We start from the raw sequence: 20,465 nt of genomic DNA on the forward strand, positions 1-20,465 counted from the left end.
ATCCTTTCTGTACCTTCGGTTTTACGCCAGTGACTTTTCGTATTTTCCAAATCCGTCCCGGTTGATCTCCTCTACAAGAGATGCATCGCCGGTTTTGACGATTTCACCTTCCACCATGATGTGGGTCTGATCCACCATCAGTGATTCCAGAATCTTCGTGCTGTGCGTGATGATCAGAAGACTTCCTCCGCATTTTCTGCGGTATGCCTCAATTCCGGCAGAAACGGTGCGGACTGCATCGACATCCAGGCCGGAGTCGGTCTCATCGAGAATGGTAAGGGACGGCTCGAGCATCAGAAGCTGCAAGATCTCGGCTTTCTTTTTCTCACCACCGGAAAATCCGACATTCAGATCACGGTCTGCATACGACGGATCCATCTGCAGAACTTCCATTGCTTTTTCCAGTTCTTTCCGAAACTCAAACAGACGCATCCGTTTGCCGGTTTTTAACTCGACGGCGCTGCGGATAAAAGAGCTTAAGGTTACGCCAGGCACCTCAAGCGGATTCTGAAACGAGAGAAACAGTCCCATTTTGGCGCGTTCATTGACCGGCTCTTCTGTGATGTTCTTTCCCTGGAACCAGATTTCGCCGCGTGTCACGTTATATTTCGGATTGCCGAGCAGCGTATTGCCAAGCGTCGACTTTCCGGTACCATTCGGTCCAAGCAGCACATGCGTCTCCCCTTTTCCAATCGTAAGATTGACGCCGTGCAGGATCTCTTTTTCTTCTACATTTACCGTTAAATCTTTCACTGTTAAAAGATTTTTTCCCATATTGATATCCTCCTTATTTTGCTTCGAGGTTAAAATCTCTGTTTTCGCCTCCGATTGTAGACCTTTTTTCCGAGTATTTCAATCGGATTTATATATTTGAAAAATTTTATCAAAAAACGCACCTGCCGCCGGATCTTTTTTTCCGCACGACAGGCGCGTTTTCTATCAACATTGTTTCAGCCGATTCCGCCCAGCACGATTCCGAGAATCAGAACCAGCACACAGATCGGCACGTAGATATATTTGCAAATCGGATAATACAGATCCGTGAATTTGCTGCTTCTTCCCTTGTCTACCTGGGACTGCACATACTTCTTTCCGCAGATCCAGAAGAACATGACTCCGGCAAGGCCGGCGCCGAGCGGGCAGATGTAGATCGACAGAACATCCATCCACTGGGATACAATGCCCTGGATCAGAAGAGATACGACCACACCGATAACCCCGATCACACCGCAGGCTGCTACTCTTCCGAGATGAAATTTTTCCTGTACCGTTGCAATCGGTGCTTCGTACAGGTTAATCAGAGAGGTAAGGCCGGCAAAAAAGACAGCGACAAAGAAAACGATTGCGATCAGCGCGCCACCCGGCATAGACTTTATCAAATTCGGAAGGAAAATGAACAGAAGTCCAGGTCCTCCTGTATTTAACTGTGCTCCCGTAGTTGCCATCGCCGGGATAATAACCAGCGCAGCAAGCATAGCAGCGAGCGTATCAAAAAATGCTACTCTTCCGGCGGCGGCCGGAATATTTTCTCCATCTGACAAATAGGAACCATAGATCAGTGTTCCGTTTCCGGCTACAGACAGGGAAAAGAATGCCTGACCAAGTGCAAAAATCCAGGTCTTCGGATCTGCAAGTGCTTTTGGTTCCACACGGAAAATATAACGGTATCCATCCGCTGCACCGGGCTGAAAGGCAACATAGATACCAAGTGCAACAAACATGAGAAAGAAAACAGGCATCAGCACCTTATTGACCTTCTCAATTCCCTTACCAACACCAAATGCCAGAATGACCATCGCAACCACAAGAGCTACGATCTGCCAGAAATTGTTTCCAAACGCAGATGCCATGGATTCAAACGCTCCGGCAAAATCCTCTACGCTCACAGCTGACAGTATCTTTCCGGTAAAGGTTCCGATCATGTACCTGAAAATCCACCCCATGACAACCGTATAACCGATCGCCATTGCCAGGGAACCCAGCACCGGAATCAGACCAAGCGCCTCTCCGGCTTTTCGTTTTCCTTTCGTTTCACATGCAAAACCGAACGCATCAACCGGACCGGATCTTGTGGCACGGCCAAAACTCATCTCCCCGCTCACACCGGTAAAGCCGATCAGTGCAACGAACAGGAAATACGGAATCAGAAAGGAACCTCCTCCGTACAAGGAAACCCGGGTAGGGAACATCCAGATGTTGCCCATTCCAACTGCAGAGCCGATGCAGGCCAGGATAAATCCCCACCGACTGTTAAATGACTCTCTCTTTTTCATACTGCTCTCCCTTTTTCTTACTTTTTCTGAAGATATCATGGCCAAAGTACCTTTTGACTCCAACATCTTCTGAATATTTTATCATAAGCTATTGGGAAAAGCTATAGCATTTCTCATCTTCCTGCAACTTCACTTTATATTTTATGCTTTTTCCGCCTTGCTGCTGCCATTCCCGCGGAGAACATCCGCAGTGGCGTTTGAAATAGCGGCTGAAATGAGACAGATTGGAAAAACCGCAGATTTCCGCGGTCTGTCCGATGGAAAGTGCCTGATTTGTCAAAAGATTTTTCGCCTTGTCGAGCCGTACTTCAATCAGATCGCTGTGCGGGGTGCTGCTGAAAAACTGTTTGTAATAAGAATAAAACTGGCTTTTTTCCATATTGGCCATCTGGCAAAGCTTTTCTGTCGTCCAGTCTTTCTCATAATGGCTCAACATCTTAAGGCGCAGCTCCTGGAATTCCTGATACAGTCCGGCCGGCTCCTCTGCCGCTTTCTGGTACAGCCGCATACCGCGCGATGCCGTAATCATCATCTGACGAACCAGTGCTTCCTCATATTCCACTGCGTATGGATCTTTCACAATGTATTCCCTCTGCAAAAGGCGAATCAGCTCATCAATGGCTTCCGTGTTCTGTGGATAAAAAACAGCATTCTGCGGAATTCCATACGTTTCACCCAGATTCTCACCGCACCAGAAATGGACATAGCTGTTGCGAAACTTCTGAACAGCCTGATAATGCTGCTCGTGATCCGGCGTGTAAAAAAGGCAGGCATTTTCCTGTGCAATGAAAAACGCAGTTCTGTCATACACCTTCATCGGCGTTTTAAACAACAGAAACAGATAGTCCCCGCTGCCCTCCGGCCGATATATCGTCTCATAATCGGCGTTGGATCTATTATATTCACAAATATGAACTGAAAATTCCATTCTTCTCGTTTCCCCTTTTCTTTTCTTCTCCCTATTTTACCGCAAAACCGGAAAAAAAGTCAAATTTGCCGGACAAAAATCTCTGGTTTTTTTCTATCTTCCTGCTAAAATTGAAACTATCCAAAGCGAAAGCGAAACGGTGGAATAAAATCATAGACACGCCGGTGATCCTTTATTTTTCTGGATCGTGTCTGAAAACGAACATTTCTTTTAACAGGAGGATTTTTAAGTATGAGAAAAGCAGAGATTATCATTGACAAATATTTTCTTACCGGAAAAGTTGACAAACGAATCTTCGGTTCCTTTATCGAGCACCTGGGACGCGCCGTTTACGAGGGCATCTATCAGGAAGGAAGTGTTCTCTCCGACGAGCAGGGCTTCCGAAAAGATACCCTGGATCTTGTCAAAGAGCTTCAGGTACCGATCGTCCGTTACCCGGGCGGAAACTTTGTCTCCGGTTTTCACTGGGAAGACAGCGTAGGCCCGAAAGACAAACGGCCTGCAAAACCAGATCTTGCCTGGGGCGTGATTGAGACAAACGAATTCGGTCTGAATGAGTTTGCTGACTGGTCGAAAAAAGCCGGCAGTGACATTATGATGGCCGTCAATCTCGGAACCCGCGGACCGGAAGACGCAAAAAATGTGCTGGAGTACTGCAACTTCAAGGGCGGCACCTACTACAGTGATCTGAGAAAATCCCACGGTTACAAAGATCCACACAACATCAAACTCTGGTGCCTCGGCAACGAGATGGACGGACCGTGGCAGATGGGACATAAGACCGCTTCTGAGTACGGACGTATTGCAGCAGAGACTTCCCGTCTGATGAAATTCATGGATCCGACGATTGAAACTGTTGCCTGCGGAAGCTCCAATCTTACGATGCCAACCTTCGGTTCCTGGGAATATACGGTTCTGGACGAATGCTATGATGAGGTGGATTACCTTTCTTTACACCAGTACTACGGAAATTATGCAAATGATACTGTCGATTTCCTGGCAAGCTCCAAGGGCATGGATGATTTCATCTCCGGTGTAGTTGCGATCTGTGATGCAGTCAAAGCAAAAAAACACGGCAAAAAGCAGATTAACCTTTCCTTCGATGAGTGGAACGTATGGTATCACAGCAATGAGCAGGATCAGAAGCTGGAGAAATGGGTACGCGCACCTCATCAGCTTGAGGATGTTTACAACTTTGAGGATGCACTTCTCGTCGGAAGCATGCTGATCACACTCCTGCGCCACGCAGACCGTGTCAAGATTGCCTGCCTCGCACAGCTTGTCAACGTGATTGCTCCGATCATGACATCCGATACCGGTGCATGGCGTCAGACGATCTTCTATCCATACATGCATGCAAGCGTATACGGCCGCGGAACCGTCTTAAATACACAGGTTTTGACACCGGTTTACGAGAGCAAAACGTACGGCGAAGCTCCGTATCTCGATTCTGTCTGCATCTGGGATGAGGAAAACGATGCACTGACCATTTTTGCAGTCAACAAGAGTCTGGATGAGGATATGGAGGTTTCCTGCGATCTGCGTCAGTTCGAAGGATGCCGTCTGGCGGAGCACATCGTGCTGACAAACGACGATATGAAAGCGGTCAACACCGAAGCAGATCCGAACCACGTTACTCCGACCCATTCCGATGCCACCAAACTGGAGAATGGAAAAATGCACACCGTTCTTGGAAAACACAGCTGGAATGTGATCCGTCTTACAAAATAATGGAACCGTATAAGGTATGGCCTGAAAAACAGAACATCTGAATTTTTCATCCAAACATATGCATAAAGGAGTTTTATTTTATGGCACAGGCATATTTATTTGTTCATTTTCGGGAAAAAACAACACCGGACGGCGAACAGGTTTATTTCGGCATCAGCCGCGATGGTTTCCACTGGGAAGCTGTCAACGACGGCGCTCCTGTTCTCTGGGCGTATTATGGAGATAAGGGTGTACGCGACTTTACTATCACTCACAGCATAGAAACCGGGAAATATTATATTTTCGCCACTGACCTGAGTCTTTCTTACGGTATGCGGAATCAGTATCACAATTCCTGGGATGAGATCGGCAGAAACGGCAGCAAGTATTTCTCCGTCTGGGAATCAGAGGATCTCGTAAACTGGAGCGACCAGCGTCTTGTAAAAATCGGTGATGATGACTTCGGCTGCCTCTGGGCACCGGATCTGATTTACGATAAAGAAAACGGTGAGTACGTTCTGCACTGGTCTTCTTCCCATGCAGCAAACGATTACGGTCCCAAAAAAATCTATTACAGCACAACGAAGGATTTTGTTCATTTTTCAGCTCCGCAGGTTCTGTACGAAAAAGAGGACAGCGGCGTGATTGATTCGGCGATCTATGAAGAGAATGGGGTTTATTATCTTTTCGTAAAGAGTGAAAGCAATCCGGCGAAAATTATTCTGCTCCGCTCCGACCATGCGGCCGGCCCGTATGTGCGGATGGAAAGCTTCGATGAGAGCATGAAAGATGTAGAGAGCGGTCTCTATGAGGCTCCGACCGCAGTACAGCTTGATGACAGCAGATGGTGTCTGTTCCTTGACTACTACGGCGTTCCGGGTGCCGGCCAGGGATATGTGCCGTTTGTTGCAGACAGCCTTGCTTCCGGAAAATTTGTTCGTTCTGATGCTTCCTTCTCGTTCCCATACGGCTACAAGCATGGAACGATTCTTCCGATTACAGAGGAGGATTACGAGCGGATCAAAAACCATGACTGGTCAGATCACGGATATCAGTAAAATCGCTGTCCGCCTGATGGGATTTTCATTCAAAAAGAACTGCGGCAGGCTTCCTTTTGGGGAAGTTCCTGCCGCAGTTCTTTTTCGCTTTTCTTTTCCGACAAAACCCATCCGCTTCCTTTTTGTTCTGGCGGACAGTACCTTTTCTGCAGATTGGTAAATGTATCGTTTTGATGGTGTCTGAATTTTTCTTTATCTCTGTGCCTGTGCAGCGGTTCTTGCATGGAACATGCGGAAGACGCCGGTCTGCTCGATCAACTTCGTCAGGCTGTAGAAAATGATGGAATCGATCGGCCACATGATCAGGTTCTTTAAGGCACGTGCCGGAAGAAGCACCATGATTCCTTTTCCATACAGCATGCTGATCCACAGGGTGTTCAGCAGTACGTTGACAGTCAGCATAACGATGAACTTGGCTGCAAGCACACGTTTGATGGTCAGTTTTTTGCGATAGTAGAAGCATCCATACATAAAAGATGCCAGCATCGCATTAAAGGTGAATCCGAAGAAGAACGGGCCGCTCGGTTTCAGGAAGTATTTTACGACATCAAGAATGCCGGAGAAAAGACATCCTGTCACTGGTCCGAACAGGTAATCGACAAGGCGGTTCGGGATTCCGGAAAATCCGATGCGGACATAAGGTCCGATGTCAATCGATGCTACCTGGTTCAGAATCATCGCCAGCGCTGCGAACATGGCACAGGCTGCGAGGGTTGTGACTGCTTTCAGCTCTTTTGCTGACTGCAGAAACATGTTTTTTGTTTCTTTTGCTGTTTCATTTGCATTTTTCTGCATAAAAAAATTACCTCCTTTACAGATATCTGACTACAATAGGAGATAATCTCTTGTCTCTATCTTCTGTTGCAGCGAGATGCAATTCATATACCGCAAGATTTTCTCTTTTCGTCTCCCTGGCTACTCTCTATCCTGGGAGCACTTTACGCATATGAACTTACTCTGCAGTTGTTTTTGTCCTGCTCATTATATAGTAAAATCCCCTTGATTTCAAGAGGATTTTACATTTTTTTCTAATTTTTTACGATCAAATATCAGCCCTGCATTTTACGGTCTTTCCGGTGATAAAACGGAGACAAACGCAAACTTTTTATCCAGCAGTTTTCCCATCAGCACAATACCTTTTCCCATCGTAAAAGCAGCTGCTACCGTTCCATTTCCAAATATTCCGTTGGAGTAACCGCAGGTATTTTTGAAGTCACATAATCTGCTGTATTTCTTGTAACAATATATTGTGCGCAAAATGATTCGGCACATTCCATCTGCAAACAGTCTTCAAAATCTGAAAATGTTTCATTTTTCAGGCCTTTCATTAGTTTTTCTGAATCAATTCCTTCTACATCAAAAATTTCAAATAAGCTAAGGAGAAGTTCTCTTCTTTCTTTTACATCATATGTCTTTCTTAAAATAAAAAACATATTAGAAACAGAGTGTGCGGCAATGCACGCATTTATTTTTCCCTCTGCGCATTTTTCTATGATCTGTTTTGCATCATTGAAAAATGGCTCTCTTGTAAGAAAATAATCCAGCAAAACATTAGTATCTACAAGAATTTTACTTTCCATATTTTTCCTCTCTATAAGATGCCAATTCAGCATCGTCATCCTGAACATTTCCTTTTTTTCTTATTTGCTCCATTCGTAAAAAAGCATCTTTTTTCGATTCAACAGCACCGCTATTATAAAGACTGTTTACACCCTGCATAATCTGAATAATAAACACTAGTTTATCTTCTGGCATTTTTTCCAATAATTCAAATGCTTCTTCTCTCATTGCTGTCATTATGTTTTTGTCTCCTTTCTATGACCGTACCTGTCCATTCCCATATACCACAAATTTAATCGACGTCAGCGCCAGCAGTCCCATTGGGCCTCTGGCGTGGAGTTTTTGGGTGCTGATTCCGATTTCGGCGCCGTAGCCGAATTCGAAGCCGTCGGTGAAGCGGGTGGAGGCGTTGACGTAGACTACAGCTGCATCGATTTCGTCCAGGAATTTCTGGGCGTGGGTGTAGTTGTTGGTGATGATTGCTTCGGAGTGTTTTGTGTTGTAGTGGTTGATGTGTGCAATCGCTTCGTCGATGGAGGAAACCGTTTTAATGGATACGATATAGTCGAGATACTCTTTTCCCCAGTCCTCTTCTGTCGCTGCTTCTGCTCCCGGCATGTATTCTCTTGCCTTCTCGTCTGCGCGCATCTTCACCTGTTTCTCTTTCAATCGTTCTGCGAGAACCGGCAGCAGTTTTTCACGCACGTTTTCATGCACTACGATGGATTCACACGCATTGCAGACGCCGACACGCTGTGTCTTTGCACTCAGAATAATATCAACCGCCATCGAAAGATCTGCCGTCTCATCGACATAGATATGGCAGTTTCCGGTTCCCGTCTCGATAACCGGGATGGTACTGTTTTCCACTACAGTGCGGATCAGTCCGGCACCGCCGCGCGGAATCAGAACATCGACATAGTGGTTCATCTTCATAAACTGTGCCGTTGTCTCACGTGAAGTATCTTCGATCAGAAGCAGCGCATCCTCCGGCACCTGCTCCTCCTTCAGTGTTTTCCGCAGTGAGGCAACAATCGCCATATTTGAGTGGATCGCATCACTTCCGCCCTTCAAAATCACGACATTTCCCGTCTTAAAGCAGAGTGCAAACGCATCCGCTGTTACATTCGGACGTGCTTCATAGATGATTCCGACAACACCAAGCGGAACACGTTTCTGCCCGATCAGAAGACCGTTCGGCCGTTTTTTCATACCGAGAACTTCCCCGATCGGATCGTCCAGCTCGGATACCTGACAGAGACCTTCCGCCATCGCCTCGATGCGACTCTGATCCAGAAACAGCCGGTCCAGAAGACCTTTGGACATTCCTTTTTCTCTTCCATGCTCCATATCCAGCGCATTTGCCGCGATAATCGCATCGGCATCCGCCACAAGATTTTCCGCTGCTTTTTTCAGCACACGGTTTTTCGTCTCTGTCCCCATGATGCGAAGCACAGGTTCCGCCCCACGGGCTCTTGTTCCGATTTCTTCCAGACTTATCATATTCGTCTCCTCCTCGTGTTGTCTTATCGTGATTGGCTGCTAACGGTAAATCTTCTGCTCTGTCACCAGCATCTGCGGCAGAACATCCGTCTCTTCAAACGGCACCGCATCAAACAGCTGAAACTCAAACGCCGCTGCAACCGTTGTAAACCCTGGATGTGCGGCAAGAAAGCGGTCATAAAATCCTTTTCCATATCCGACTCTGTGGCGCGCCGGATCAAAGGCCACACCGGGTACCAGCAGAAAGCCCTCTTCCCGCGTGCAGACCTTTCCGCCGTCCGGCTCCATAATGCCAAAATAGCCGGATTTCAGCGTGGAGAAATCTTTGATCTCATAATAAACCATATCATCGCCTTCCACGCGCGGCACAGCGACCGTCTTTCCCATTTGCAGGGCCTTCTCGATCAGATCCCGTGTCATGACTTCTTTTTTGAAGTCCATATACGCAAAAAAGCAGTCCGCATCCAGAAACTCCGGCAGAGCCGTGATTTTTTCATAAATCATACGGCTCTTTTCCTGAATTTCTTCCTGTGTGGCTGCTCTTCTTCGGGCAAAAACTTCTTTTCTAATGTTTCCTTTTGCTTCCATAGCGCTCCCCCAGATTTACGATTGTTCCGTCTTTCTCCTGCATATCAATATTGTCGAGCTGGGTACGGAGGTTCATTTTCACGGCTGCAATATATTCTCTCCGCAGCTTCTGCTGCTCTTCTTTCTCCGCCGGTGTCAGCCCCTCTGCTTTCGCCTTGCGGGCAAGTTCGTTGATTCTCTGTATATTAATTTCCATTTTCTGTATTTTTCTCCTTTGTTTCAACTCACAGTCGGTATTTTCACAGAGTCTGACATGTCGAAAATAGTTCGACTGTGACTCGCCTCATGTCAGTGGAGGATACCGATTTCTCTCCGCCTGCCACTGCCGTTATGTTTCTTTTAACAATTCATCCCACCGCTTTAGAAGCGAGGTACTTGCTTGATTCGGTTAAATGACCGGATTTTCTTTTTATCTTACCGCAAAACACAGGATCTGTCCAGCCGATCTGAGAAAAATCCTGAAATCCAGCTTTATCACCGGATTTCAGTCTCATCTGCATAATTATCTAAAACAATCAGAACCCATGTTTTTCCAAGATTCAGTTTAATCTCCTCTCCATTGCTGTCCCGGTACTTTGTGACGCCCCACGGATCATCCTTGCTCCATGTCACGTCGATGGCCTTTCCGCTTGTGATATACGTTCCCGTTCCGCCGTTTACCACATCGATATCGAGATATTCCGCATTGTCATCATACTTTTTCCAGGAACAGTACTGCACGATAATGTTCTTCACCGCAAGCTGTTCCTGTGTCATCTCATCGATCTGCGGTTCCCCGAACTGATAACGCAGATATGTGCCGCTCGCCTCATCGTAGGAAAACCACGGATTGTTGTGGAAATATCCGCCCGGTGCCACATAAGTCGCATTTCGTCCCTGTTCCAGCGTTTCCGGTTCTGTCTCGGATGCAAACTGGAAAAATCCGTCATAACCGTCTTTGTAAGATGTCCGGTAGCCGCAGAGATCGATTCCCGCTGCAATCCCGGCCGCATCCAAATACGCATTGTGCGGCGACGGACGATCCGACGTCCGGTAATACACCTGTTCCGAATACTCCATGCCGTTCACATTGTCTATGTGATCCGATTCGAGCAGCGGAATCGCATACGCCGCCTGTCCATAGTGGTAATACAGAGCGTCAAATCCCGCTGCCAGATACACATAATATTCGCGGCAGCTCCGCACCGATCCGATCTTTTCGAGATCATCATAGTTTTCAAACAGCCCCATCAGGCGCGTAATGCCGCCTTCGACCGGCGCTTCATAGATCACTCCCGCACGGCTGATACCGCTCTGCGGGCAGGCGCTGATGATATTGCTCAGCATAACCGCCACCGGGCGCCTTCTTCCCTGTACTTCGGCGACAGGTTCTCCTGTCAGATAACTTTTCACCATACCTTCCGGCAGCGCATCCTCCGCGGGTGTCGGCTCAATCGCTTCCGGAACCAGCGGCTCCGGTGCCGGATCTTCGGTCGGGACCGGTGGTTCCGTAGCTTTCGTTTCTGTCTTGCTTTCCCCTGCTGTCTCTTCTGAGACATAAGAAGTTCCTGCCGATGCAGTTTCCGGTGCCGTTTCCCCAATTTTCCGGCATCCGAACAGCATCATGCTTCCCAGCAGAGCAATCCCCAATGTGTAAAACCCTCTCTTTTTGATAAAGACCCCTCCTTTTCTGCTTTCAATCAGTCTCTTGTGATACCGAGACGCTGCAGCACCTCTTCCTGCTTTGCCTCCATCACGGCTGCTTCCTCCGGTGTCATATGATCATAACCCAGAAGATGCAGCATACTGTGTGCAACAAGAAAAGCAAATTCGCGTCTTAAAGAATGACCGTATTCCTCCGCCTGCGCTCTTGCGCGCGCAACAGAAATTACGATATCACCCAGCATCAGCTCACCGCTGTCCGGGTTAAAACAGTCATCTCCCTCTTCCGTCTCCAGAAAATCGAACGAAGCCGGAGAAGGATAATCTACCATCGGGAAAGAAAGCACGTCTGTCTCCCGGTCAATGTTTCTGTGTTCCCGGTTCATGGTGCGGATATTTTCCGGATCGGTCAGAATCAGTTCTACTTCTGCCTCATACGGGCACGCTTCCTGATCCAGCACACCATTGATTACCGCTGCTGCAACCTCTTCCGGATCAAATCCAAGGTCAAAATCCTGTTCATTTTCAAACGTCAGTGTCATTTATTTTCCCTCCGTTTTCTCGTCGTACTTTTTGCTCTGCCGCTGTGATTTTCCGGCTTTGCTTTCTTTTCGTATTCATCGTAAGCCTGTACAATCTTCTGCACCAGCGGATGACGGACAACGTCCTTGCTCGTCAGCTCGCAGAAGGAAATTCCGTCTACTTTTTTCAGTACCTGCATTGCCACATCAAGGCCGGAGCGTGTACCGGAAGGAAGGTCCTTCTGAGAGGCATCTCCGGTTACAATGACTTTGGAACCGAAACCGATACGGGTCAGGAACATCTTCATCTGCGCCGGTGTCGTATTCTGTGCCTCATCAAGGATAATAAACGCATTGTCGAGCGTACGGCCTCGCATGTACGCGAGCGGCGCAACCTCAATCAGGCCTTTTTCCATGTTTTTCTGAAAGCTCTCTGCTCCCATGATCTGATACAGCGCGTCGTAGAGCGGCCGCAGATACGGGTCAATTTTACTCTGCAGGTCGCCAGGCAGGAAACCGAGTTTTTCACCCGCCTCAATCGCCGGACGCGTCAGGATAATACGTCCTACTTCATCGTTTCGGAACGCGGTGATCGCCATCGCCATTGCAAGGTATGTTTTTCCGGTTCCGGCAGGGCCGACGCCGAAGACGACCATCTTTTCCCGAATCGCATCCACGTACGCTTTCTGACCGAGTGTTTTCGGTTTGACCGGACGGCCTGCGACCGTGTGGCAGATGCAGTCACTGTCGATTTCAGCAAGGCTGCTTCCGCTGTCCTCCATAACAAGTGAGATTGCATAATTGACGTTCTGTGTGGTGATATCATTTCCGCGGCGTGAGAGCTCCAGAAGCTGTGTCAGACATTCCTTTGCGCGCGCTGCATTCGATGCCGGGCCTACAATTTTTAAAACGCCGTCCCGGGAGATCAGCGTAACCGCCAGGGATCTCTCCAGGATTTTGATGTGTTCATCAAACTGGCCGAATACTTTCTTTTCATGTTCGATGGGCAGTTCCATCTGCAGTTCTATCATGTTGTTATTGCTGTTCATCTACCATTGTTTCCTTTCCATCCGACATCTTCTGCATTTCGCAGGGCTGTGCTTCTACGGCCCGTTCTATCACGCGAAGTGTCCCTTTTGTGATACATGACGTATCGTTAAGTTCTATTGTAACATGATTCTCCGATATTTGAAGTCCTTTTTCTGATAAATTTCTGTGGAATTTCTGATAATTCTGCGAGGCTTTTTCTTTTGCCTCGTGTTCTGAGTAAGTTTCTTTCTGAATTTCAAAAGGAAATTTCTGACGGTAGCCGAAATAAAACGGAAGGGCAAAGTTTTCTGTCAGATAAAGCTGCTGAAGGGATACTTCCTCGTCTGCTCCATTTTCCCTTTTCTCTGTTTTCTGATCCGCCGTTCCGGTCATGCTCCGCAAACTCTCCACAAAATTCTCCGGCAGCAGATTTCCAAGGAAAAATCGGTAAGCAGAAATCTGGAATACCGGCGTTTTTTTCTCTGCTTTCTGATATGTCCGTACCGTATGGGAAAGCGGAAAGGTATCATAATAGTACCACGTCGTCTCAAGGTCAATATCCGCGTCTGCGTGAACATAAGAATAATCATACGTTTCCCCACTGTCATTCACAAGCGGAATCTCGCCCTTTACAAGAATGTCTCCCGCTTGACATGTATCACCGGGGAGCACCTGCGGAATGCCGTTCCGTGTGATAATACGCACGACCGTCCCTTCTTTTTTCGCCACAAGATTCTGCGGATCATCTGCTTTTTCTTCGATCACATAGCCGTCTACGTTTTCTTTTACCGCAAGGACAAGCTGCGTCCCTTCTATTTTTGCGGACACCCAGGTCAGATTCGGAAACTGCTCCCGCAGATACGATGCGGTCTGGCTGCAGTCCACACGTTTTTTCCAGCTTCCATGATGAATCCCGGCCGCGTCAAGGCTGTTTAAGATCGTCTGCGTACTGTTCGCGTAATTTCCTTCCACATGAATATTCCAGATGAACTGCGACAGCGTGTAAAGTCCCGCCAGGCAGAGAAAAATACCAATAAAAAATGCCTTTCTTTTTAAACTTCGCCGGTAAAAGAAAGGCAGTCCCTGTTTTTTCTGTATTCGGATGCGCACACCGCTCTTGCGGCGGATCGGCAGGAGGCGGAAAAAATCTTCCGGAAGAAGGCTCATATCAAAACAGCCCTTGTGTTCTGTCACGTCCCACAGTGTGATGTTATGGTGCCCGCACAGATTGAAAAAACGCTCCGGTTCACGGCCCGTCACACGAATCCGCACACTGCCTTTCCAGAAAGCCTTTCCCCTCTGCAAACGCACACCCCCTTTTCAGCATTGGAATGATTGGAATCATTACACTTATTGAAACGTCACCTGATCGATTCTCCCTTCCACCCGCATCTCCTCCCCGGAATACGAAACAATCCGGATTCCCTCTCCCACAAGGAGCAGCCTGCCATATTGTGTAAGCACGCAGAGGCGGCACGCATTATATTCCAGAATCCTGCGGTAATTTTCAATCTGCACTTCTCTCCCGCCGTAAAACGTCACAACCGGCTCACCAAAAGCAAGATCTGACGGAACCTGCATCGCCGAAAGCACCTCCCCGCCCGGCGGATGGAGTGATTTTTTCTGCTTTTTCTTTTTTCGCATCCAAAACCTCCTCCGCTTTGCGGGTCTGCTTTTTGTTCTATCGCTATTTTATGCAGAAAAAAGCACAAAAATACCCCGCAGCCGCTGGGGTTTCCTGCCCGATCAGGCTGCGGGGTTTCATTTCTCTTTTTTAAAAACATTTTTTGCAGGGTTCATACCCCTGGGCTTCTGCATTTTCTCTTGTCATCTGATATGCCCGATCCGGATTCATTCTGCCGCAGTTATTTTTGTTATGGTACTTCGATCCGGTCTCTGAAATCCACACGAGCTGTCCTCCATACGGATCCGATTCCTGCGGAGCTTCCGTTACCTGTGGTTCTTCGGCAGTCACTGCCGGCTGTGATTCTTCCGCTGCCTGCGTTTCAGCGGTTTCTTCCGCCGCAGCTTCTATGGTTGGCTCAGGTGTCGGCGTCTCGGTCGGGTCAGCCGTTGGAGTTGGGGTAGCAGTCGGCGTTGGTGTTTCGGTCGGTGTTGCTGTCGGCGTTGGTGTTGATGTTTCAGTCGGGGTCGGCGTCGCTTTTTTCGTCGGCGCTGCCGTAACGCTGACGGAAACAGACTCTGCAGATGCCTTCTGTGTTTCCTTACTGCTGTACGTCACAGGTGTCAGCGCACAGGCGGAAACCAGCAGCAACACAGGAAGCAGCACAGGAAGTGCTTTCGCCACATGAAACCGTTTCTTTATCGTATTCCAGGTAACCGGAAGCAAAAAGATTCCAAGCAGCAGCAGTGACAATGCATATGCCTTCTCCTCTTTCCAGTAACCGGCTCCCGCCAGCATCATCAGAATACCGAACAGATACCTGAGAAAATTTCCTGCCTTTCTCAGCATATTTCATTCCCCCTCTTGTGTATTTTCTGAATTTCTTACAGCGAAATCCTCTACTGTAAATACGTTTGAAAGAATGGAAAATTACATCACAGATTACGATTCTTTATAGAAAATCATGCTGAACCATATGACCATATGCTCACCGAGGTAATAATCCATCATGTTTTTTTCAATCAGGTTTGCAACAACGATGCCGTGGCTCTCGATGCATGGATGCATCAGTTCAAGATGGCGGCAGCCGCCTCTCGGGTAGGTACATTTATCGCAGAGCTGGCAGGAATCGGAGGAAAGGGCGAAGGTGAGCAGGGTTTTGTCTTTTAAATGCTGCTCGATTTCGCGTGTGATTTTTTCGTGCTCCGATTTTGTTTTTAATGTCTCATCCATATCCATGATGTTGTCCACTTCTGCGATGCTGGAGAAGAACAGAACGTGATCGTAGTTCATGCAACGCTCCTTACAGACTTCAACAGTGCCGACCGCCGGCGGGCAGGACCAGGAGGCTCCGTAGCGGGAGCACTCCTTTTTGCAGATCTGGCGGACCCGGTCATTGAATTCGATGTCCTCCGGTTTTACAAATGCATACTGATAGATAGGAAACTGGGTAATATATTCTTCGATTTCTGTCTGTGTCATTTTGTCATCCCTTCTCTTTTGTTACAGATCTTTTTCCAAAAAAGCAAATACCATATTCCAGTACGTCTGGAGCATGCGCCCTCTGGTTCCAAACAATTCATGCTTTGCGCCCGGTACTTTTACCATTTTTGCCATGCCGGGACGGCGTTCTGCCATTTTCCGGATCATCCGCTCCTGGGCACGGTTGGACACAAGATGATCGTTCTCCGCCTGAAATAAAAGGACAGGAGCCTCGATCCGTTTCCATCCGCTCCGCATCAGATCGCGGTACAGATGTGCGGCGGCATGGAGCCATCCGTAAGAAGCGGCATTTAGGTGATACAGCGGCTCTTTTTCCCGCTTCTGCTGGTAATAGAGAAAGCGCGGACGGGAGAGGGACGAACTTTGTTTAAAGCTTTCGATTCCCTGGTATGGTTTCTGTCCTACCACATACTGTGTGCCTCGTTCTGTGGCACAGGCAAAAGCTGCGATCCGTTTTGCATCGGCGAACGGCACTTTTCCGGTCAGCGGACGGATCATCGGCGAACTCAAGACCACTTTCCGGAACAGATGCGGCGCTTTGGCGGCCGCTGCTGCTGCGATTCCGCCGCCCATCGAGTGAGAATAGAGAACGAGCGGAAGACCGCATGCCTCTGCTTTTGCTTTTCGTGCAACAAAGAGCAGATCTTCTACATAACGATGGTAGGAATCGACATAAACAAGCGACGGATCCTCCACCAGACGGTAGCTCTTTCCGTGGCCGCAGTGTTCCGGCAGATAAACATGAAAATGCTCTTTGATAAAATAATACACGATCTCTTTATATTTCTCTGCATTTTCCGTAAAACCGTGTGAGATTACAACAACACCTCTCGGGCGGAATGCGCGGTAACGAAGAACATGAATCGGATGACCGCTCTCCCTTTCCCAGTAAAATTCTTCTGCATGAGCGGCGAGGTACGGCTCCACACCATTCTGCATCCGCTCCGCATAATTTTTTTCCTGTAATACGCGTGTTCTCATTAGCAAATCACCTGCTTTCATCCAGATACGAAAGGATATCCTGAAGATTGTCGATGGTACAGTCCGGTGTAACTTCAATTTTGTTCGGAAGATGATCCGGGTTGTACCAGCAGGTCAGGATTCCTGCATTTTTTCCGCCGCGGATATCACTTGTGAGGGAGTCGCCGACGATCACAACCTCATCCGGTGCATAACTTCCGATTTCGTTCCATACCGCATCAAAAAAAGCCTTCTGCGGCTTGTCCACACCGACCTGTTCCGAGATAAAAACGCCGTCCAGAAGCTGATCAAGCCCGGAAAAGCGGAGTTTACGCTCCTGTGCAACAGTGGTTCCATTTGTTACTGCATACTGTTTTACGGTAGCTTTCAGCTGTTTTACCAGTTCATCTCCGTGATCGCAGAAGAAAGCCTTATCGCCGAGGCGGATCTGATATTCATCATTGAATACCTTTACCTGATCCGTCGGCAGTCCTTCCGATTCAAAAAATTCATGGAACCGTCCAAGCATCACCTGTTCTCTCGTAAGCTCTCCCGTCTCCAGCCGCTCCCAGTAACCGCGGTTGATCACGCTGTAGCGCTGCAGCATTTCGTCCGTGCAGGTTCCCATATGAAACTTGTTGAAACAGTAATCAATTGCATATCGTTCCGACATCTTAAAATTCAGAAGTGTTCCGTCGATGTCCCACAAAATTACTTTTATCAAAGAGAAATCCTCCCTTGGTTTCATTTGTATTTTCCAATTATCTGTTTTTCATTCTAGCATAGATTACAAATACGATCAATTGTATTTTAGGCATTGTATCTTTTGAGAAAAAGTGCTACGATAAAAAAGAATTTCCGTGAAAAAGAAAAGGAAGAAGGAAGAAACACTATGAAATTTACTTATCCAGCCGTTTTTCATAAAACCGAACAGGGAACCTACGAAGGTTATTTTCCAGATCTCGCCTGCTGCTATGCAAAAGGGGATACCCTCGACGAGGCGCTGGAAGATGCCATTCACTCCGCCTATGACTGGATCTCTCTGGAACTGACGGAAGAAGAACCTGATTTTCCGCCGGTATCGGATGTGGCAGATCTCGGGAAAAGCGAAGGTGAAATTGCAAGAAATATTGCCGTCAACATCCGGCTTTTTGAGGGATGGGACGAATAAGTTCAAAAAAGAGAAAGAAAACCGTATTGCTGCGATATTCGAAACGCGGCGATACGGTTTTCTTTTTATCTCTTCCAGGTTTTCAGCATCTCTTTTTCTTCTTTGCTGATCCGCAGCGACTCTCTGATTTTCTGAATTGTTTTGTTATGTGTCCAGTCATCGAGACTGTTTTCTTTCAGCAGTTTCTGTGTCTTTTCCGGAAAATGAATATAACAGATCGATACTGCCCAGGCGACGGCCATTTTTACGTAATAGCCATCGTGATGAATCTTTTTCATCTCCTCCAGCACAGCATCGATATACGCTTCGTTGATAAAAAAGTCCAGCAGACACACAACACCAAACCGGATTTCATATTCCCGGCTGCTTTTCAGCCATTTCTGCAGATATCCATACCAATACTCCTGGTCTTTCTTCATAAAATGGCACGTTGCACAGGAGCTGTCACAGATTCCCCAGCTGTTGATCATCGGCACGAAGCGGTCCAGTTCTGCCGTCTGTTCTTCACGGGTCAGCTTTCCGTAGCCGATCATCATTCCGCGGATCAGAAGCTCCTCGTAGACTTCCGGATTAAACTGTTCGGTATAAACTTCATAGTGGTCTCTTGCTGTCGCTTTTGCAATCCGTCGCGAAACCAGAATGCGGACACCAAGAATCCGACAGTTCTGTCCCGGAACAAGAGAGCTGTGAAATTCCCGGTATTTTGCATCTATATTGCTTTCCAGTTCTGCCCGAATGGCCTGCATTACTTCCTGTTCCATATGATTCCCCCTCTCTTTTCTTTCTCTTTAAGATGTTTTACACGCTTTTTACAAATGTTTAACCCTGTTATTTCTGCACTTCTGATAAGATAAAATTAAAGTAAACGATAACATCCACCCTGCCAAATGCCAGATCTTTTCCGGCTGAAAGGTGAGTCTTATGAAAAAGAAATATACATTTTTTCAAAATATACCATTCCTGTGCAAATTTCAGAAGCAGCCAGCCCTTGCAGAAGAAGCGCCAGTTGTTTCCACAACGCTGTCTATTCCGTTTTCCGGACCCGCAGAAAGATCCTTATATTTTACCGAAAACCCGGATTTTACCGCTCCCTCTGCCGGTATCTATTCCCGTCGTTTTCCGGGAAGCCGGATCTTTCTATATTCCAGCGATCCCGAGCACGATCTTGCGGCAGTTCCATCCTCTCTTTTCGATGTGCTGCACCGCTATTTTGCCGTCCATTCACCGGATGATATCATTTTATGGAAAGATGGCATTCTCTCCTTCCAGACCATGGAAAATCAGCCGCAGCCGTTGACTGCTCTTTGTACACCGGATGATGCACGGGATTCCAAAATCATTCCGTTCCCCACACTGTCAGAACGGCAGCGCATTTCACAGTAACTGCTATTTAGCCAAACCAGCAGGAGTATGATGGAAAATACCCCTTTCCGTCATGCTCCATTTTTTACTTAATTCCGAGAATTCCACTAATCCGCTCTTTTGAAAGCCCCGCGCCGATTACAATCAGCACTTCCTGGCTCTCCGGCACTGCCTGGAATGTCATCTGTTCCCGCGTCGCATTGATTTCGCTCCACACAGTTTCGCCCGTCTTTACAATTCCTTTGATCCGAAATACATTGCCGCATGATGGATCCGCAAAGATTGCTTCTGCTGCCTTTTTCAGCGCTTCTTCCGTAATCTTCGGCTCCAGAAAGCAGAGCGAATCAAATGTCTGCTGCTCGCCGAAATCCAGCTTCCGGTAACCCTCCGAACGGTAACTGCATTCGGAGAGCATTTTGAAATCATCCTCTGTCAGATCATCCCAGTTTTTCTGTAAAATTTCTGCATCAGAAAACTGTCTTCTGCAGCCTGCCTGCTCGAGCGTGCGGTTCAGATGGGCAATCGTTTCTTCTTTCTTTTCCTCCGAAACATTCTGTACTTTGCTCAGCACGATTTTACCAGCGTTCGCCGCCTCGGAAGCCAGCAGATACTCTTCTTCCTCCGACAGCTTCTCATCGAGCCCGGCATCCAGAATCGTGATGACGCTTCCCGCCTCATACCAGCGGTTCAGCGGCTCGTCGTACAGCGTGTCAAAGAACTCATCCACATCGTAAATCCCCGACGGTTCCACGAGAATGCGGTCGTAGCCGCTCATGCCCATCGAGATCAGTTTCGTGCGGAACCGTCTGCGGTGTGTCTCTTTGTCGCATCCGCCGGAAATCATCTCCAGCTCGCACTGATCGCCGCGCAGTTCCTGCAGAAGCAGCATATCCACATTGACTGCCCCAAAATCATTCTCCAGGATGCCGATGTTCTTTCCCTGCGCCATCAGATACTTTGCGTACTGTTTCAAAAAAGTCGTCTTCCCTGAGCCAAGGAAGCCTGTAATCAGATCAATTTTAATCATTTCTGCT

24 protein-coding genes and 1 riboswitch are annotated in these 20,465 nt (G+C 47.7%); of the genes, 4 read left to right on the forward strand and 20 right to left on the reverse strand.

Annotation, left to right across the window (positions count from 1 at the left end; all coding sequences use genetic code 11):
• Positions 1-21 precede the first annotated feature (21 nt).
• From sufC to I2G42_RS00500, 3 genes are all read right to left on the reverse strand, one after another.
• The gene (gene sufC / locus I2G42_RS00490; protein ID WP_055217927.1) at positions 22-774 is read right to left on the reverse strand and encodes a Fe-S cluster assembly ATPase SufC; all 753 of its coding nucleotides are present in this window, start codon (positions 772-774) and stop codon (positions 22-24) included.
• Between the two features lie 176 nt (positions 775-950).
• Positions 951-2,273 (reverse strand): sodium-dependent transporter, encoded by a 1,323-nt coding sequence (locus I2G42_RS00495; protein WP_055228177.1) that lies wholly within the window; start codon positions 2,271-2,273, stop codon positions 951-953.
• 88 nt (positions 2,274-2,361) lie between these two features.
• A complete protein-coding gene (locus I2G42_RS00500) occupies positions 2,362-3,201 on the reverse strand; it encodes a helix-turn-helix domain-containing protein (protein ID WP_055228178.1) in 840 nt (279 codons plus the stop codon).
• Positions 3,202-3,432: 231 nt separating this feature from the next.
• On the opposite strand from I2G42_RS00500, the gene arfA reads away from it, so the two are divergent.
• On the forward strand, positions 3,433-4,932 hold the full coding sequence (gene arfA, locus I2G42_RS00505) for an arabinosylfuranosidase ArfA (protein WP_055228179.1): 1,500 nt from the start codon (positions 3,433-3,435) through the stop codon (positions 4,930-4,932).
• Between the two features lie 80 nt (positions 4,933-5,012).
• On the forward strand, positions 5,013-5,969 hold the full coding sequence (locus I2G42_RS00510; RefSeq protein ID WP_055217935.1) for a glycoside hydrolase family 43 protein: 957 nt from the start codon (positions 5,013-5,015) through the stop codon (positions 5,967-5,969).
• 192 nt (positions 5,970-6,161) lie between these two features.
• Here the strand turns inward: I2G42_RS00510 and I2G42_RS00515 are convergent, their stop codons facing one another.
• The 15 genes from I2G42_RS00515 to I2G42_RS00580 form a co-directional block, all read right to left on the reverse strand.
• Complete coding sequence (locus I2G42_RS00515; protein ID WP_022461732.1) at positions 6,162-6,764, reverse strand: folate family ECF transporter S component; 603 nt, start codon at positions 6,762-6,764, stop codon at positions 6,162-6,164.
• Between the two features lie 67 nt (positions 6,765-6,831).
• Positions 6,832-6,931, reverse strand: a riboswitch (THF riboswitch).
• A gap of 198 nt (positions 6,932-7,129) precedes the next feature.
• The gene (locus tag I2G42_RS00520) at positions 7,130-7,549 is read right to left on the reverse strand and encodes a type II toxin-antitoxin system VapC family toxin (protein WP_055228181.1); all 420 of its coding nucleotides are present in this window, start codon (positions 7,547-7,549) and stop codon (positions 7,130-7,132) included.
• A complete protein-coding gene (locus I2G42_RS00525; protein ID WP_055217945.1) occupies positions 7,539-7,766 on the reverse strand; it encodes a hypothetical protein in 228 nt (75 codons plus the stop codon). Before I2G42_RS00525 ends, I2G42_RS00520 begins: the two co-directional genes overlap by 11 nt.
• Before the next feature lie 18 nt (positions 7,767-7,784).
• Positions 7,785-9,029 (reverse strand): glutamate-5-semialdehyde dehydrogenase, encoded by a 1,245-nt coding sequence (locus I2G42_RS00530; RefSeq protein WP_373141016.1) that lies wholly within the window; start codon positions 9,027-9,029, stop codon positions 7,785-7,787.
• 42 nt (positions 9,030-9,071) lie between these two features.
• A complete protein-coding gene (locus I2G42_RS00535) occupies positions 9,072-9,620 on the reverse strand; it encodes a 5-formyltetrahydrofolate cyclo-ligase (protein ID WP_055228183.1) in 549 nt (182 codons plus the stop codon).
• Positions 9,598-9,816, reverse strand: coding sequence for a DUF896 domain-containing protein (locus I2G42_RS16285; RefSeq protein WP_022462552.1), 219 nt, complete (start codon positions 9,814-9,816; stop codon positions 9,598-9,600). Before I2G42_RS16285 ends, I2G42_RS00535 begins: the two co-directional genes overlap by 23 nt.
• A 278-nt stretch (positions 9,817-10,094) precedes the next feature.
• On the reverse strand, positions 10,095-11,249 hold the full coding sequence (locus tag I2G42_RS00540) for a DUF3048 domain-containing protein (RefSeq protein ID WP_195530616.1): 1,155 nt from the start codon (positions 11,247-11,249) through the stop codon (positions 10,095-10,097).
• Positions 11,250-11,299: 50 nt separating this feature from the next.
• Positions 11,300-11,803, reverse strand: a complete 504-nt coding sequence (gene ybeY / locus I2G42_RS00545; RefSeq protein ID WP_055228185.1) for an rRNA maturation RNase YbeY — start codon at positions 11,801-11,803, stop codon at positions 11,300-11,302.
• A complete protein-coding gene (locus tag I2G42_RS00550) occupies positions 11,800-12,831 on the reverse strand; it encodes a PhoH family protein (RefSeq protein WP_117805405.1) in 1,032 nt (343 codons plus the stop codon). Before I2G42_RS00550 ends, ybeY begins: the two co-directional genes overlap by 4 nt.
• Positions 12,818-14,116 (reverse strand): sporulation protein YqfD, encoded by a 1,299-nt coding sequence (locus tag I2G42_RS00555; protein WP_195530617.1) that lies wholly within the window; start codon positions 14,114-14,116, stop codon positions 12,818-12,820. Before I2G42_RS00555 ends, I2G42_RS00550 begins: the two co-directional genes overlap by 14 nt.
• 45 nt (positions 14,117-14,161) lie before the next feature.
• On the reverse strand, positions 14,162-14,455 hold the full coding sequence (locus I2G42_RS00560) for a YabP/YqfC family sporulation protein (protein WP_055228187.1): 294 nt from the start codon (positions 14,453-14,455) through the stop codon (positions 14,162-14,164).
• A 130-nt stretch (positions 14,456-14,585) separates the two neighbouring features.
• A complete protein-coding gene (locus I2G42_RS16605; protein WP_195530618.1) occupies positions 14,586-15,284 on the reverse strand; it encodes a hypothetical protein in 699 nt (232 codons plus the stop codon).
• Positions 15,285-15,377: 93 nt separating this feature from the next.
• Positions 15,378-15,917, reverse strand: coding sequence for a DUF2284 domain-containing protein (locus tag I2G42_RS00570; RefSeq protein ID WP_055217961.1), 540 nt, complete (start codon positions 15,915-15,917; stop codon positions 15,378-15,380).
• A gap of 21 nt (positions 15,918-15,938) precedes the next feature.
• Positions 15,939-16,919, reverse strand: a complete 981-nt coding sequence (locus tag I2G42_RS00575) for an alpha/beta fold hydrolase (RefSeq protein ID WP_022462559.1) — start codon at positions 16,917-16,919, stop codon at positions 15,939-15,941.
• 7 nt (positions 16,920-16,926) lie between these two features.
• Entirely contained in the window at positions 16,927-17,622 is a 696-nt protein-coding gene (locus tag I2G42_RS00580) for a YjjG family noncanonical pyrimidine nucleotidase (RefSeq protein ID WP_158568525.1), read from the reverse strand.
• 168 nt (positions 17,623-17,790) lie between these two features.
• Here I2G42_RS00580 and I2G42_RS00585 point away from each other — a divergent pair, with 168 nt between their 5' ends.
• Positions 17,791-18,069 (forward strand): type II toxin-antitoxin system HicB family antitoxin, encoded by a 279-nt coding sequence (locus tag I2G42_RS00585; RefSeq protein ID WP_055228190.1) that lies wholly within the window; start codon positions 17,791-17,793, stop codon positions 18,067-18,069.
• A gap of 65 nt (positions 18,070-18,134) precedes the next feature.
• On the opposite strand, the gene I2G42_RS00590 is transcribed toward I2G42_RS00585, so the two are convergent.
• Positions 18,135-18,830 carry a DNA alkylation repair protein gene (locus I2G42_RS00590; RefSeq protein WP_117760305.1) on the reverse strand — a complete coding sequence of 232 codons (696 nt, stop codon included), beginning with the start codon at positions 18,828-18,830 and terminating at the stop codon, positions 18,135-18,137.
• A 160-nt stretch (positions 18,831-18,990) separates the two neighbouring features.
• Here I2G42_RS00590 and I2G42_RS00595 point away from each other — a divergent pair, with 160 nt between their 5' ends.
• On the forward strand, positions 18,991-19,452 hold the full coding sequence (locus I2G42_RS00595; RefSeq protein ID WP_117760306.1) for a hypothetical protein: 462 nt from the start codon (positions 18,991-18,993) through the stop codon (positions 19,450-19,452).
• A 64-nt stretch (positions 19,453-19,516) separates the two neighbouring features.
• On the opposite strand, the gene I2G42_RS00600 is transcribed toward I2G42_RS00595, so the two are convergent.
• A complete protein-coding gene (locus tag I2G42_RS00600; RefSeq protein ID WP_117760307.1) occupies positions 19,517-20,458 on the reverse strand; it encodes a GTP-binding protein in 942 nt (313 codons plus the stop codon).
• Between the last annotated feature and the right edge of the window lie 7 nt (positions 20,459-20,465).

The sequence above is a fragment of the Fusicatenibacter saccharivorans genome (assembly GCF_015557635.1).
Lineage (GTDB): Bacteria > Bacillota > Clostridia > Lachnospirales > Lachnospiraceae > Fusicatenibacter > Fusicatenibacter saccharivorans.

Excerpts from the sequence above, each read along its gene's own strand:
- ybeY (WP_055228185.1), bottom strand. The coding sequence starts at position 11,803 with ATGACACTGACGTTTGAAAATGAACAGGATTTTGACCTTGGATTTGAT.
- I2G42_RS00575 (WP_022462559.1), bottom strand. The coding sequence starts at position 16,919 with ATGAGAACACGCGTATTACAGGAAAAAAATTATGCGGAGCGGATGCAG.
- I2G42_RS00515 (WP_022461732.1), bottom strand. The coding sequence starts at position 6,764 with ATGCAGAAAAATGCAAATGAAACAGCAAAAGAAACAAAAAACATGTTT.
- I2G42_RS00535 (WP_055228183.1), bottom strand. The coding sequence starts at position 9,620 with ATGGAAGCAAAAGGAAACATTAGAAAAGAAGTTTTTGCCCGAAGAAGA.
- I2G42_RS16285 (WP_022462552.1), bottom strand. The coding sequence starts at position 9,816 with ATGGAAATTAATATACAGAGAATCAACGAACTTGCCCGCAAGGCGAAA.
- I2G42_RS00495 (WP_055228177.1), bottom strand. The coding sequence starts at position 2,273 with ATGAAAAAGAGAGAGTCATTTAACAGTCGGTGGGGATTTATCCTGGCC.
- sufC (WP_055217927.1), bottom strand. The coding sequence starts at position 774 with ATGGGAAAAAATCTTTTAACAGTGAAAGATTTAACGGTAAATGTAGAA.
- I2G42_RS00520 (WP_055228181.1), bottom strand. The coding sequence starts at position 7,549 with ATGGAAAGTAAAATTCTTGTAGATACTAATGTTTTGCTGGATTATTTT.
- I2G42_RS00500 (WP_055228178.1), bottom strand. The coding sequence starts at position 3,201 with ATGGAATTTTCAGTTCATATTTGTGAATATAATAGATCCAACGCCGAT.
- I2G42_RS00510 (WP_055217935.1), top strand. The coding sequence starts at position 5,013 with ATGGCACAGGCATATTTATTTGTTCATTTTCGGGAAAAAACAACACCG.
- I2G42_RS00595 (WP_117760306.1), top strand. The coding sequence starts at position 18,991 with ATGAAAAAGAAATATACATTTTTTCAAAATATACCATTCCTGTGCAAA.
- I2G42_RS16605 (WP_195530618.1), bottom strand. The coding sequence starts at position 15,284 with ATGCTGAGAAAGGCAGGAAATTTTCTCAGGTATCTGTTCGGTATTCTG.
- arfA (WP_055228179.1), top strand. The coding sequence starts at position 3,433 with ATGAGAAAAGCAGAGATTATCATTGACAAATATTTTCTTACCGGAAAA.
- I2G42_RS00600 (WP_117760307.1), bottom strand. The coding sequence starts at position 20,458 with ATGATTAAAATTGATCTGATTACAGGCTTCCTTGGCTCAGGGAAGACG.
- I2G42_RS00525 (WP_055217945.1), bottom strand. The coding sequence starts at position 7,766 with ATGACAGCAATGAGAGAAGAAGCATTTGAATTATTGGAAAAAATGCCA.
- I2G42_RS00590 (WP_117760305.1), bottom strand. The coding sequence starts at position 18,830 with ATGGAACAGGAAGTAATGCAGGCCATTCGGGCAGAACTGGAAAGCAAT.
- I2G42_RS00560 (WP_055228187.1), bottom strand. The coding sequence starts at position 14,455 with ATGCGAAAAAAGAAAAAGCAGAAAAAATCACTCCATCCGCCGGGCGGG.
- I2G42_RS00570 (WP_055217961.1), bottom strand. The coding sequence starts at position 15,917 with ATGACACAGACAGAAATCGAAGAATATATTACCCAGTTTCCTATCTAT.
- I2G42_RS00585 (WP_055228190.1), top strand. The coding sequence starts at position 17,791 with ATGAAATTTACTTATCCAGCCGTTTTTCATAAAACCGAACAGGGAACC.
- I2G42_RS00550 (WP_117805405.1), bottom strand. The coding sequence starts at position 12,831 with ATGAACAGCAATAACAACATGATAGAACTGCAGATGGAACTGCCCATC.